At 57.2% G+C, this 12,605-nt stretch carries 12 protein-coding genes; 2 read left to right on the top strand and 10 right to left on the bottom strand.

The window, feature by feature from the left end; all coding sequences use genetic code 11:
* Positions 1 to 21 precede the first annotated feature (21 nt).
* Entirely contained in the window at positions 22 to 693 is a 672-nt protein-coding gene (locus ABLQ08_RS11005; protein ID WP_352941780.1) for a DsbA family oxidoreductase, read from the top strand.
* 70 nt (positions 694 to 763) lie between these two features.
* Here the strand turns inward: ABLQ08_RS11005 and ABLQ08_RS11000 are convergent, their stop codons facing one another.
* From ABLQ08_RS11000 to ABLQ08_RS10955, 10 genes are all read right to left on the bottom strand, one after another.
* Positions 764 to 1,195, bottom strand: a complete 432-nt coding sequence (locus tag ABLQ08_RS11000; protein WP_352941778.1) for a GFA family protein — start codon at positions 1,193 to 1,195, stop codon at positions 764 to 766.
* Between the two features lie 189 nt (positions 1,196 to 1,384).
* On the bottom strand, positions 1,385 to 3,286 hold the full coding sequence (locus tag ABLQ08_RS10995; RefSeq protein ID WP_352941776.1) for a beta-galactosidase: 1,902 nt from the start codon (positions 3,284 to 3,286) through the stop codon (positions 1,385 to 1,387).
* Between the two features lie 7 nt (positions 3,287 to 3,293).
* Positions 3,294 to 4,133 (bottom strand): SMP-30/gluconolactonase/LRE family protein, encoded by an 840-nt coding sequence (locus ABLQ08_RS10990; protein WP_352941774.1) that lies wholly within the window; start codon positions 4,131 to 4,133, stop codon positions 3,294 to 3,296.
* A 5-nt stretch (positions 4,134 to 4,138) separates the two neighbouring features.
* Positions 4,139 to 4,753 carry a 2-dehydro-3-deoxy-6-phosphogalactonate aldolase gene (locus ABLQ08_RS10985; RefSeq protein ID WP_352941772.1) on the bottom strand — a complete coding sequence of 205 codons (615 nt, stop codon included), beginning with the start codon at positions 4,751 to 4,753 and terminating at the stop codon, positions 4,139 to 4,141.
* On the bottom strand, positions 4,750 to 5,670 hold the full coding sequence (locus tag ABLQ08_RS10980) for a 2-dehydro-3-deoxygalactonokinase (RefSeq protein WP_352941770.1): 921 nt from the start codon (positions 5,668 to 5,670) through the stop codon (positions 4,750 to 4,752). Before ABLQ08_RS10980 ends, ABLQ08_RS10985 begins: the two co-directional genes overlap by 4 nt.
* Positions 5,667 to 6,431, bottom strand: coding sequence for an SDR family NAD(P)-dependent oxidoreductase (locus ABLQ08_RS10975; RefSeq protein WP_352941768.1), 765 nt, complete (start codon positions 6,429 to 6,431; stop codon positions 5,667 to 5,669). The genes ABLQ08_RS10980 and ABLQ08_RS10975 overlap by 4 nt, the downstream gene beginning before the upstream one ends.
* Before the next feature lie 64 nt (positions 6,432 to 6,495).
* Positions 6,496 to 8,571 carry an alpha-galactosidase gene (locus tag ABLQ08_RS10970; RefSeq protein WP_352941767.1) on the bottom strand — a complete coding sequence of 692 codons (2,076 nt, stop codon included), beginning with the start codon at positions 8,569 to 8,571 and terminating at the stop codon, positions 6,496 to 6,498.
* On the bottom strand, positions 8,568 to 9,416 hold the full coding sequence (locus tag ABLQ08_RS10965) for a carbohydrate ABC transporter permease (RefSeq protein ID WP_352941765.1): 849 nt from the start codon (positions 9,414 to 9,416) through the stop codon (positions 8,568 to 8,570). Before ABLQ08_RS10965 ends, ABLQ08_RS10970 begins: the two co-directional genes overlap by 4 nt.
* A 1-nt stretch (position 9,417) precedes the next feature.
* Entirely contained in the window at positions 9,418 to 10,335 is a 918-nt protein-coding gene (locus ABLQ08_RS10960; RefSeq protein WP_352941763.1) for a carbohydrate ABC transporter permease, read from the bottom strand.
* A gap of 86 nt (positions 10,336 to 10,421) precedes the next feature.
* A complete protein-coding gene (locus ABLQ08_RS10955) occupies positions 10,422 to 11,681 on the bottom strand; it encodes an ABC transporter substrate-binding protein (protein ID WP_352941761.1) in 1,260 nt (419 codons plus the stop codon).
* A gap of 119 nt (positions 11,682 to 11,800) precedes the next feature.
* Here ABLQ08_RS10955 and ABLQ08_RS10950 point away from each other — a divergent pair, with 119 nt between their 5' ends.
* Positions 11,801 to 12,580, top strand: a complete 780-nt coding sequence (locus ABLQ08_RS10950; protein ID WP_352941758.1) for an IclR family transcriptional regulator — start codon at positions 11,801 to 11,803, stop codon at positions 12,578 to 12,580.
* The last annotated feature ends 25 nt before the right edge of the window (positions 12,581 to 12,605 follow it).

The following is a 12,605-nucleotide window of genomic DNA, read 5'->3' as shown; positions in this document are numbered from 1 at the left end:
CGTTGGAAAGAGAGAAGATAAATGACTGAAATGTCTGACCTCAACATGGAAGAGGTGCTGCAAATCGATATTGTTTCCGATGTGGTCTGTCCCTGGTGCATCGTCGGATTCAAGCAGCTCGAAAAGGCCATCGAGAAGGCTGGCGTTTCCGCCGCTATCAAATGGCACCCGTTTGAGCTCAATCCGGATATGCCAGCTGAAGGCGAAAATCTTCGTGAACATATCATGCGCAAGTATGGTTCGACCGCGGAGCAATCTCAGGAAGCGCGCGACCGGTTGACTGAAGTCGGTTCGGGACTTGGAATTGATTTCAGATTTACCGATGACATGCGCATGGTGAACACCTTCAAGGCGCACCAATTGATCCACTGGGCCGCGCAGGAAGGGCTGGAGCATCAGACGAAGATGGCTTTGTTCGAAGCCTATTTCAGGGACCGCAAGGACCTGAACGACAATGCCATTCTGGCAGATATTGCCGAAAACCTTGGCCTCGATCGCGCCTCTGCCCTGAGCGTCCTGGAAGATGGCTGCTATGCTGACGCTGTTCGCCAGGAGGAAGTGTTCTGGACGCAAAACGGCATTCAGGGTGTGCCCGCCGTCGTCTTTGAGCACCGTCACCTGATCACAGGTGCGCAGGGTGTTGACAACTACGTCTCAATCATTACGCAGCTTGTTGAAGGCAAAGCGGCGTAGGATAGCTGCCTTCCTCGGACCGGGCACGGCATTGTAGCTGTGACCGGTCGAGTTCAGAATCTGCTCAAACCTAATTCGCTTCATAGTCCCGGAGGTTTTCCGGCGCGTGGAGTAAGGTTCCCTCATACTTCGGCAAGTCATCGTTCATTCGAAGCCAGGGCAGCTTGCTTTCGTAATTGACGTGAAATGTCGGTTCAAAGTCTTCGGGATTTTCCAGGGAAGCAGCATATAGGTGCATTCCTCCGGAATAGTGGTCGGCTTCAAATCCCATGGGTGAACCGCAGTGCTCGCAAAAGTGCCGTCTTACGCCTTTGGAACTTTCAAGTGTCTTTAGTGCTTTTCCCGTCCATCGGAAGTTCCTGAGCGGGACGCCGAGCCATGCGACTACTGGCGCGGAACAGTTGCGCCGGCAGTCGTCACAGTGACAGTAGCAGGCCCAGTTTACTTCGCCTTCATATTCCCAGCTCGTTTGCCCGCAGAAACAACGCCCTCGCTTCGTCATTTTGTTCTCCATAATTGATCAAAGAGCCATTGACGCAATGGCCAATGGGGCCCGTCATTCTCTTTCGAGCGGTGTCATTCAGTGCCTCTGAGCTCAAGTTGGCAGACCGCAGAATGATTGCCGTTCTATTTGCGACATGATCTGGAGGTTCGAAACTGGTTGGACAGATTTGCGAGGTCTTTTTTTTGTTCAGCGTTGTTCCAGCAAAACGCCTGCAGCTTCTATGCGGCCCGCAGGCGTTTCTGTCGGCTCAGTGCCATAGTTGATCCAAATCCGATGGTCAGCTGTATCCCTGCACCGAACCCCCCCTGAGAGGTCGAGCGTCTCAATGCCCGCCTTGCTGCAGAGCTCCGAGAATATCTTTGAGAGAACGATCTCATCGCCCCAGCCACCGACATAGGTGAGATTTTGCGATCGCATGACCGCAGGCTGGCCGTCGGCCAATTCCAAGACAACTTCGGCTGCGCCTTCAAGTTCCTCACGATATCCAACAAAGTGGCCGCCGCCTTTCAATGCCATGGGCATGTCGGAGCGCATGCTTTCGACCCTTGAAACGGTCACGTCGAGACCGGGCATGTCCGGCGGCAGCGGCACGGGAATGACCATGTCGGCATTGCGCGCCGCGGTGCGCGGGCCCAGAACCACCTCAGCGTTGGCCTCAGCCAACGCGCGCTTCAGGTCTTGCGGCATGTAGATCAGGCCGGGTGCGGCAACGATCCTGTAACCCGAAAAGTCTCGCGTTTGCGCACGAAGAATGTCGACCGAAAGACCCAGCTTGCGAAGCGCCTTGTAAGTGTTGAAGACCAGCTGGAAATAGTTGAGCCCCTTGCCATGCGGTTGGGTGGCCCAGGCAAAGTCGGCGTCGTAGTCGAAAATCAGGGCAACTGGTGCCTGTGGTGCCGAAACTTCCGGTGCCTGGCTCAGTTCATCGGCGACCTGCCGGGCTTCGATGAGAGCAGGCGCATCGGCATTGTCAGGACGCAGCATGCCGGCATGCATCTGCTCCTGTGCAAACGGGGCTTGCCGCCAGCGGAAGTAACACACGGCTTCCGCGCCATGGGCATAAGCTTCCCATGCCCAAAGCCGTATCATGCCGGGCAGCGGGGCGGGATTGTGCGGTGCCCAGTTCACCGGACCAGGTTGCTGCTCCATGACCCACCAGCGCCCTTTGCCGACGGCGCGGTAAAGGTCGTGATGAAATGCCTGAAAGTCCGGATCGCCCTGGTGGGCGAAGGCCCGCTGGTGGTCTTTATCAGCGCCGACACGGTCTTCCAGGAAGCCGAGCGGATAACTGTCCCAGGTCGCGATATCAAGATCGTCCCCGACCTTGAAATGGTCGAATTCGGTGATCCGGCCCATGTAATTGTGACTGATCGGTGCGTCCGAATCAGCGCGAATGATCTCGACCTGACGCTTGTTGTAGCTTGCTACCTGATCTGAGGAAAACCGGCGGAAGGCGAGAGAATGGGACGGGTTCGGTTCGGTCACGGTCAGGTTTGGCAGGTCGATCTCGTCAAAGGATGCATATTCCATTGACCAGAAGACGTTGCCCCAGGACCGGTTGAGTTCCTCAATCGAGCCGTAGCGTTCTTTAAGCCATACGCGGAATGCAGTTCTGGCGGCATCCGAATAGGAAATTGCCGTTTCGTGGCAACCGTATTCATTGTCTGTCTGCCAGGCGCCCAGATAGGGGTTCTTTCCATAGCGCTTTGCCAGGAGATCAACGATCCGGTCACTCTCCCTGCGATAACCTTCATGGGAAAAGCAGTAATGCCTCCGGGAGCCGAATTTGCGCGGTTTCCCGTCTGCATCGACAGCGACCATGTCAGGATGCTTTTCGGTCATCCAGCGAGGCGGAGTCGCTGTCGGCGTGCCCAGAACGACCTTCAGGCCTGCCTTGCCGAGAGTTTCAAACGCACGGTCCAGCCATTCGAACCGAAGGTCATCCGGTGACGGTTCAAGCCGTGACCAGGCAAACTCGCCAATACGGACCCAGGTCAGTCCAGCGTCCGCCATGCGGCGGGCATCGGCTTCCCAGATCTCTTCCGGCCAATGTTCAGGATAGTAACATGTGCCCAGAGTACGTTTCATTTCTTACCTACAGAATTACGCGGTGTTCCGCCTGACCAAGCACATTTGTCTGGGCAAAATACGTCTTGCCCTCATCTTCGCCATTCAAACCTTCCGCTGCGGAGGTTGCAAACAGGGTCCGCAAATCTGCGCCGCCAAAGGCAGGGCAGGAGATCTGGCTGGCGGGCAGCGATATTTCTTCCACGAAACTTCCATCCGGCGCGTAACGGGCAACACGATTGGCGCCCCACTGAGCGTTCCAGAGATAGCCTTCGCTATCGACAACGGCACCGTCGGGATTGTGATCATCCTGCGTTAGGTCAGCAAAAACCTCCGGCGTGCCAACCGGCCAACCGTCGTCATCCAGGGCGATTTTCTGGATCTTCTGCGTTGCGGTGTCGGCAAAGTAGGCGGTTCGGCCATCGGGAGCAAAGCAGATCGCGTTGGAAATGGTGATGTCGCCGAACAGTCTGTGCAATTCACCCTTGTGGAACCGGTAGATCGAGCCGGCGCCGGGTTCGGCATTGTAGCCCATTGTCCCGATCCAGAAGCCACCCTTCGGATCGGCGCGGCCGTCGTTGGATCGTGTTACGTTGTTGTCCGCCTCGAAATCGCAAAGCTTTGTCGAGGTGTTGTTCGTGAGATCGAACAGAAACAGTTTGCTGGCGCTTGCGATCATGAGCTCGTTGCGATTGACCCAACCGGCAGCAGAGACGCATTCGTCGAATTGCCAGAATTTCGGAGTGCCGTTTTCGCGGGTCATCAACTGCTTGTTCAAAATGTCGAACCAGAACAGCTGTTGGCGCTCAGGGTGCCACATGGGGCCTTCGCCCAAAGTGCATTGGCGATCATCAAAGACATTGCTCATAGTTGTTATCCGTTGGCTGCAATCGCGGCATCATAGGCCGCGACGATCTTCTCAGCCCGATCCTTGATGTCAGCAACCGAGAACCCCGGCTTGTAGAGGGCCGTGCCGATACCGAAACCGGCAGCACCTACCTTGATCCAGTCTCCAAAATTCTCGGGTCCTGCTCCACCCACGGCATAAGTCGCAGTTCCCTTCGGCAGCACTGCGAGCATGGCTTTCAGTCCGTCCGGGCCGATGAGGGAGGCAGGGAAAAACTTCAGGCCATCCGCACCGTTGCGCAGGGCCGTGAAACTCTCCGTAGGGGTCATGACACCCGGGAAGGACGACATGCCTTCTGCCTTGGTTGTTCTGATGACATCCGGATTGCAATCAGGGGAAACGATGAGCGTGCCGCCAACGGCCTTCACCTTGGACACCTGGTCCGGCTCCAGAACCGTGCCTGCACCGATTTGCGCCCGTCCGGCAAAGGTCTTCGCCATGGCCTCGATGCTTTTGTAAGGCTCAGGAGAATTCAGCGGAACCTCGATCCGGGTGATGCCTGCTGCGATCAGGCAGTCAGTAACCGGAAGTGCTTCATCGGGCGTGAGGCCCCGCAAGATTGCGATCAGATTTCGGTTCATGAAGATACCTTGGAAAATGATGTGTAAGCGAGCTTGAGACCCTTCAGTGTTATGGTCTCAGCGTCGAGAGTGAGGGCCTGGTGCCCGAGTGTCCCGAGTGCAGACCCATAGGCGCCCGCAATGCTGTCGCTGCCCAGAAGTCTGACCGTCGACAGATCAAAATCACCTCGGGCTGCGGCAAGCTCCGCGCCGATCAGGAGACCTGACAACCGTCCTCTGGCGGCTTCCGGAGACAGGTCGGCGACCAGCCCGGCGGCACGAATTCCAAACAGATCTGCTGCCAGAGATTGCGGGTTTTCGAAGATCTCTGCAACGGCACTTGCAAATGCCGCAACGTCAAGTTCCTTTTCCGACAATCCATGCCGCAAGACGGATTGAGACGATAGCAGAGCGAACGTTTCACCCGTCATGAAGGTTCTGAATCGGGTGACGATGCCATTGTCGAAAGCAACCCACTTGGTGTGTGTGCCTGGCAGACACAAGGTTCCGCTGAAGCCTTCGTTGTCCGCCAGAAATCCGGCAATCTGGGTTTCCTCACCGCGCATGACATCAGCCGGGTTCAGTTGCTTGATGCCGGGCAGGATGCGCACATCCAGCCTCGGATCGTTCGATGTGACGATCGTTGCATCGGCCAGCGACGGCGGCGGGCAGGGGACTGACTTGTAAGGTGCCTCGGCCCAGCCTTGCCGCGATCCCGCCATCCCGCACACGATCACCGGTGTCTTGTGACCGGCGCGAAGGAGATCGTTCGTCAACTCGATAAGGGCGGGTTCGAACTCCGATCTGGCAAGTTTGCCCATGCCCTTGTCCGAACTGCGGTGCGCGATCGTGTTTCCTGCTGAATCCAGTGCCCAGATGCGCAGGTTGGTGGTGCCCCAGTCCGCCGCGATCCAGCTGATGTTTGACTGCGATGTCATCCCGTCACCACTACGCCACCATCCACGACGAGGGACTGACCGGTCATTGCCCTGCTGGTCTTCGACGAAAGGAACAGGACCGGATCGACCATGTCTTCAGGAACAAGTTCGAATTTCAGGCACTGGCGATCCAGATGTGCCTGGAGCGCGTCCGGCGTTACCCACATGTCCTTCTGCTTCTGTGTCAGGACCCAGCCTGGTGCAATTGCGTTGACGCGGATGTTCTCCGGCCCGAACTCGCGGGCAAGGCTGCGGGTCATGCCATTGATGCCGGAATTCGCGGTCGTGTAGGACACGTATCCCGCGTTGCCCATCATGTAGGAAATTGACGTGAAATTGACGATAGAGCCGCCACCTGCGGCCCGCATGCCGGGGATCACGTGCTGGCAGGCAAAGAAATAGGCCTTGAGGTTGATGGACTGTGACCAGTCCCAGAAATCCTCATCGACCTCTTCGGTGGAATGCCGCTTGTCATTGGCCGCGTTGTTCACCAGAACCGTGATCGGACCGTGTGTTTCCGCAGCCTTGTTCATTGCCCCCTTCAGGGCGGACATGTCGGTGATATCGCATGGCAGAAACAGTGGACGGTTGCCGTGCAGGCTTTCCTGTTCGTCGCAGAATTCGGTTGCATCGGAACGTTGAACAAAGGCAACCCGTGCACCTTGTGCCAGAAACCCACTGGTCAAGGCTGCGCCGATTCCAGAGCCACCGCCGGTAATGAACACCGAGGCGCCTTTGAGATCCGGATAATTCGCGTGCATGAAACGCTCCCATTGTTGTTTTCACGGTCTGAGCCGTATTGTGCTTAAGACGAGCGGTTTACGCTCAAAGCCGCCGGCCTTCCAGAACCCAGATTGTTTCCGGGAAGCGCCAGGGCAGAGTGAGGCCATGGGACATGAGATATTGTCCGCTGACTTCCAGGTCGTGTTCTTTCAGGAGAGGAGCTCCGCGGGATAGGGCCGGAGCTTCGTCTTGATTGATCAAGGTTATCTTGTAAATCGCATTTGGGTCCAGATCCGTCAGCCGCAACGGATGGGGAAGGACCTGGTCTGACGGCCGCATCTGGGCGGCAAACGCGACAAAACGGCTGCCGTCTGCCGCAAGCTGCTGCTCGGCAATGATCGCGGGGTCGGAACTGTCGAGGCGCAGAATATCCGCCTGCATCATCCAATCCCTGTTGGCCTTCCACCAACCGGTCACCATGCGCAGGGTGGCGGCTTCCTGTTCCGTCAGCTCGCGCGGGTCCATTTCAAAGCCCATATGACGCTGGGCTGCTGTCCACGAGCGGAGTTTGATGTCGAGAACGCGGCCTGACGTGTGACACTTGCGCGGGCCGACATGCGAGCCGGTCACGCAAGCCGGCAAGAACAGAGCTGCGTCATGCTGAATGCGTTGGCGTTCCAGGGCGTCGTTGCTGTCTGACAGCCAGACACGTTGTGTTCGCTCCAGAATGCCGAAATCGATCCGTCCGCCACCGGAGGCGCAGCTTTCGATCTCAACCTGGGGAAAATCGGACCGGAGTCGATCGATCAGGGCGTAAGTGCCCTCTGTCTGTGAGGCGTCGACGACAGGCAAAACGCGGTTATGATCCCATTTGATGTAGCCGACGTCATGGTGTTTCAAAACGCTGGCGATGTGTTCGTAGAGATAGGACCGGACGTCTTGCCTGGACATGTCGAGGACCAGTTGATGGCGGCCTCTGATCTGGTCCGCCGGACCCAGTACCCATTCGGGGTGTGACCGGTAAAGATCACTGTCCTCGTTGATCATTTCGGGCTCGAACCAGATACCGAACTCCATGCCGAGCGATTTGACATGTTCGATCAATGGCGTGAGGCCGTCGGGATACTTTCGAAGATCGATCACCCAGTCTCCTAGAGACGTGGTGTCGTCGTCCCGTCGGCCGAACCATCCGTCGTCCAGCACAAACCGCTCGGCACCGAGGTCCGCCGCTTGGGAGGCGATGGATCTGAGTTCGTCGAGCTTATGGTCGAAATAAACTGCTTCCCAGCAATTGTAGTGAACCGGTCGTGGAGAACGGGCACCGTCTGCCACCAGGTTCCGTGCATGTTTCTGGAACCGGGTTGCTGCGCCGTTCAGTCCGTTTTCGGAATAGGTGGCATAAAGGGGGGCGGTTCGAAATGTGCGGCCAACCGGCAGGCTGCCCGAGGCGTGACCGAACTGGACATGTCTCCGGCCGTCCTGCAACTCCTCCGCCACCATCTTGTGACCACCAGACCAGCTGTAGTGAAAGGCATACGCTTCTCCGCTGGTGTTTCCTGTGCCTTGCGAGCAGACAATCAGTCCCGGAAAATGTGCATGATCCGTGCGCCCCGTCCGATTGTCCCGAACCCTGGCTCCGGGTGCGAAGGGGACACGGCGGGTCAGGAACTCGGCGCACCAGCGTCCAGAGAATTCGATCATTTCATCGGCATGTGCCGGCACGGGCAAAACCGGTGCAGCGAGCCATTCAACAATGATCTCGTCCGCACTCTCGAGGCTCGACTGCAGCTTGAACAGTGAACTTTTCGCCTCAAGAGCAAGGTTGAAGGTCAGGGTCAGATCAAGAGCATTGTCTGCAAAAACGAGTGTCAGGCAGTGCTCGGATGCGGTCTCGGTCTGGAAGCGAAAAGCGGGCGCCAATGGCGTTCCGTTCTTGTCCCGGACAGACAATCCGCAATGTCCGGGAAACGTTTGTGAGGCTTCGGGGTTCAGGCTGACAGCTGCATTCCTGTCGACCATGCCACCGCTGACATCCGCGGCGGAGGCGGTTGCTATTGCCTGATGCGATTCACCGTCAGGCAACGCTGGTCCCCAATACACAACTTCCGGCAGGCGACCGTCAAAGCTGGCAAGAACCATGCTTTGACGGCTATCGCCAAGATGCCAGGTCTTGATCATTTCACAGCCCCGAGCGTGAGACCGGCAATGAAATGCCGCTGCATCAGAAAGAACATGGCGACCGGCGGCAACGCGGCAACGATGGAACCGGCACTCATCAGGTGATAGGCGGCGCGGTATTGCGCGTTGAAGGAGGTGATGCCCGCCGTGACCGGCTGACTTTCAACACCTTGGGTAAGGACCACAGCCCAAAAGTAGTCATTCCAGATGAAGGTGAAGATCAGTACGGCCAAAGCCGCGATGGCCGGTTTCATGAGCGGCAGGACCACGAACCAGAAAATCCGCCACTCTGAAACGCCCTCCACGCGTGCGGCCTCGATCAGTTCGAAAGGAAGGGCGCGAATGAAGTTGCGCATGAAAAGCGTGCAGAAGCCGGTCTGGAAGGCGATGTGAAACAGAACCAGTCCGGTGATGGTGTTGTAGAGGCCCATCTGCAGTGTCAGGTCGCGCACCGGAACCATCAGGATCTGGAACGGCACGAAGTTACCGGCCACGAACATGAAGAAGATCCAGATATTCGCCTTGAACTTGTAAACTCCAAGCGCAAAGCCGGTCATGCAGGACAGCGCCACCGCACCGATCACGGTGGGGATGGTGATCTTGAACGAATTCAGCAGATACTGCGGCATGTCCGAGCCGGTAAACACCAGCGCATAGTTGGTGAAGCCTTCGAAGGACGACGGCCAGCCCCAGTAGTTGGCGTTGGCGAAATCCGAGTCGGGCTTGACCGAGAAGATCGCAACAGCAATCAACGGTAGGAGCCAAAGGATGAGTGCGAGCGGCAGGAGCGTCTGATAGGTCAGCTGCCAGGGACGGGATGTGCGTTCGATCGGAGTCGGAAACATCTCAACGTGCCCTTTCTTCTTTGTACATCGACCAGAGGAAATAGGCGATGAAAGCCAGCATGATCAGGAACAGCACAACGGCAATTGCCGCGCCGTAGCCCATGCGGAACCCATATTCGGACAGCGCGACTTCGAACATGTAGAAACTGAGGACGCGGCTGGCGCCGAATGGGCCGCCATTGGTCATGACAGAAATCAGATCGAAAGAGCGGAGCGCCCCGATGATCGTGACGACGAAGGCGATGAAGGTTGCCGGGCGCAACTGCGGAACGATGATGTACCAGAGCATGCGCCAGCCCTTGGCGCCATCGAGACGGCCGGCTTCGATCTGCTCGGGGTCAACGGCATTGAGGCCTGTGAGATAAAGGATCATGCAATAGGCGGTCTGTGGCCAGAGGCCCGCGACGATGATGCCGACCGTGACCCAGTCTTCGTCTCCTAGAACGTTCATGGGTGGCAGGCCGACTGCACCCAGCAGAACATTAAGGATGCCGAATGTCGGATCGTAGAACCAGGTAAACACCAGACCGACGACGACCTGAGAAATCACGAACGGGAAGAAGAACAGCGACTTGTAGAGCCGGATGCCGGTGACTGTCTGGTTGAGGAAAAGCGCTATGAACAAGCCGGCGGGAATGGCGGCAAGATAGAGAAGCAGCCAGAGGACGTTGTTTTTCAACGACGTGTAGAATGCGTCGTCCCAGTAGAGTTCTTCATAGTTGTACAGGCCGACAAATTCCGCCTTGCCGAGGCCGTCCCACTCGTAAAGAGACAGGTTGAAGGACTGGAAGATCGGAAAGATCACGTAAAACAGGAAAAACAGGATACCCGGGGCCAGGAACAGCCAGGGTGTGAGCTGCTGCTGGTTCTTGTGCCACCAGGAAGACTGGCGTGTTTCGGCGACGGTCGCTTGGGCCATTTTCGGAACTCTTCTTGAGTCGAAGGCAGATTTGTTAAACGAGACAGGGTGCCGTGGCACCCTGTCCGAATTCCGGCATGCGGAACTTACTTGTAGATACGCTCGCGAGCGCGATCCAGGCGAGCCAGGATCTTGTCCAGGTTGTCCGGCTTGACCATGAATTCCTGCAGGCCTTCCATGGCGACCTTCGCCATTTCAGCCGGTGCATCGCGGTCAAAGAACTGGGCAACGCCGCCCGGAGAGTTGCTGGAGAGCATGACAAAGCCCTGCTTCAGGAACTTGTCGTCATCCACGGTGGACTCGGAGTTCACCGGCAGCTGGCCAAGATGGCTGCCGTCGTTGATCCAGGTCTGGACATCCGGGGACACCACGTAACGCAGGAATTCGCGTGCCGCTTCCTTGTTCTGGGCGTTCGCCGGAATGTGGAAGGTGTCGGTCGGAGCATCTTCAGCCTTTTCGATGCCCGGCGTGATTTCCACGAACTGGTAGAAGTCGAGCTGGTCGTCGGTCAGGCCGGCGTCACGAAGCGGTGCAACGGCGAAGTTGCCCATCAGGTAAGCTGCGGCATCGCCCTTGACCATGAACGGCAGGGCTTCCTGCCAGCTATAGGTCTGATGGTTGTCGATAAAGGCGCCCATGTCGATGAGTTCGCGCCAGTTGGCGAAGGTTTTCTTGACCTCGTCCGATTGCCATGAAGCCTTGCCGGTGAGCAGGTCCATATGGAAATCGAAGCCGTTGGTGCGCATGTTGACATAGTCGAACCAGCCGCCTGCCGTCCAAAGGAACTTGGTGCCGATCGTGTAGCACTTCTTGCCGGCATCAACGATCTTCTGGCAGTTGGCCTTTTCTTCTTCCCAGGTTGTCGGTTCGGTCAGGCCCAGCTCATCAAAGATGTCTTTGCGGTAATAGACACCCCATTGATAGTAGGTGTAGGGCACGCCCCACTGTTTGCCGTCGATGGTCATCGCACCTTTGGTGGAGGCCAGATTGTTGGCAATTGCCGGTTCCGCCCAAAGATCGGAAACATCTTCAAACAGGCCTGCTTCCACGTAAGGACGCATGCGGTTGGCGGCATACCAGGTGGCGACGTCCGGGGCATTCGCGGTCAGAAAGTTGCGGATCTGGGTTTTGTAGGCTTCCCGGTCGATCACCGTGGTTTCGATGTTCAGATCAGGATGCTGCTTCTGAAAGCCTTCGATCGCCTGTTCCATGGTCGCACGTGGCGCCGGGTTCGAGGTGTCGAGGAAAATCTTCAGATCGCCCTTTAACCCCTCAGCAGAAACCCCGGCTGTTGTCGCAGCCAGGATCGTAAACGCCGCAGCGGACGTTTTCAGTATGGAACGCATGGTTGTCCTCCCTTGTGGTTCCATTATGTGAAACTTAGTTTTGTATATTGATACTTTGAGGCGATAGGGTTAAGTTGTCAACAGGCCCGGCGCAAAGAAACGGGCGGATGGAGGAAGTGATGAATAAGCAGGCCACGGGCGACGGCACGGTCGGCAAGGCGCTGGATGTTCTTGATAAGGTGGCGGCAGTGGGACGGCCGGTCCGGTTTTCGGAACTTCTGTCCGACAGCGTTCATCCCAAGGCAACACTTTACAGATTGCTGCAAACCCTGGTGAGCCAGGGAATGCTGGCTTATGACGAGCATCAGCAGACCTACTCGCTTGGAATTCGCCTGGTCCGTCTAGCCCATGCGGCATGGCGGCAGAGTTCAATCGCGCCGATTGCCCGCCCCTTTGTCAGGGCCCTGTCGGAGGTCGTCGGAGAGACTGTTCATCTGGCCCAGCTCGATGGCGGGCAGGTGCTTTATGTCGACAAGAGGAACGCGGTCAATCCGATCGACATGTATTCCCAGGCCGGAAAGATCGGGCCGGGATACTGCACCGGCGTCGGCAAGGCACTGATGGCTTTTCAAGAGCCGGCCGAGCTGGACGAGATCATCAAGAAGCAGTCCTTTTACCGCTATACCCCGGGTACCTTGACGACCGAGGCAGAGCTTCGAGCGGATCTCGATCAGATCAGAAAAGACGGTGTTGCGTTCGACCGGGAAGAGCATGAGCCCGGCATTATCTGCATCGCAGCGCCAATTCTTTCATCCAAGGGGCGGCCGATCGGCGCACTTTCGGTAACAACATCAACAACACGGAAAACCATGGAGGAATTGCAGGAAGCACGTCCGGCACTTCTGGAGACTGCCTCCAAGATTGCTGCGGCGGTCGAAGATTGGCAGTTCCCCTCTTGAACCTTTCCCAGGGAGTTTGAAATTC

This window comes from Roseibium sp. SCP14, from assembly GCF_040329475.1.
Taxonomy (GTDB): domain Bacteria; phylum Pseudomonadota; class Alphaproteobacteria; order Rhizobiales; family Stappiaceae; genus Roseibium.
The sequence above is the reverse complement of the archived record's forward strand: the minus strand, read 5'-3'. Positions and strand labels throughout refer to the sequence as shown.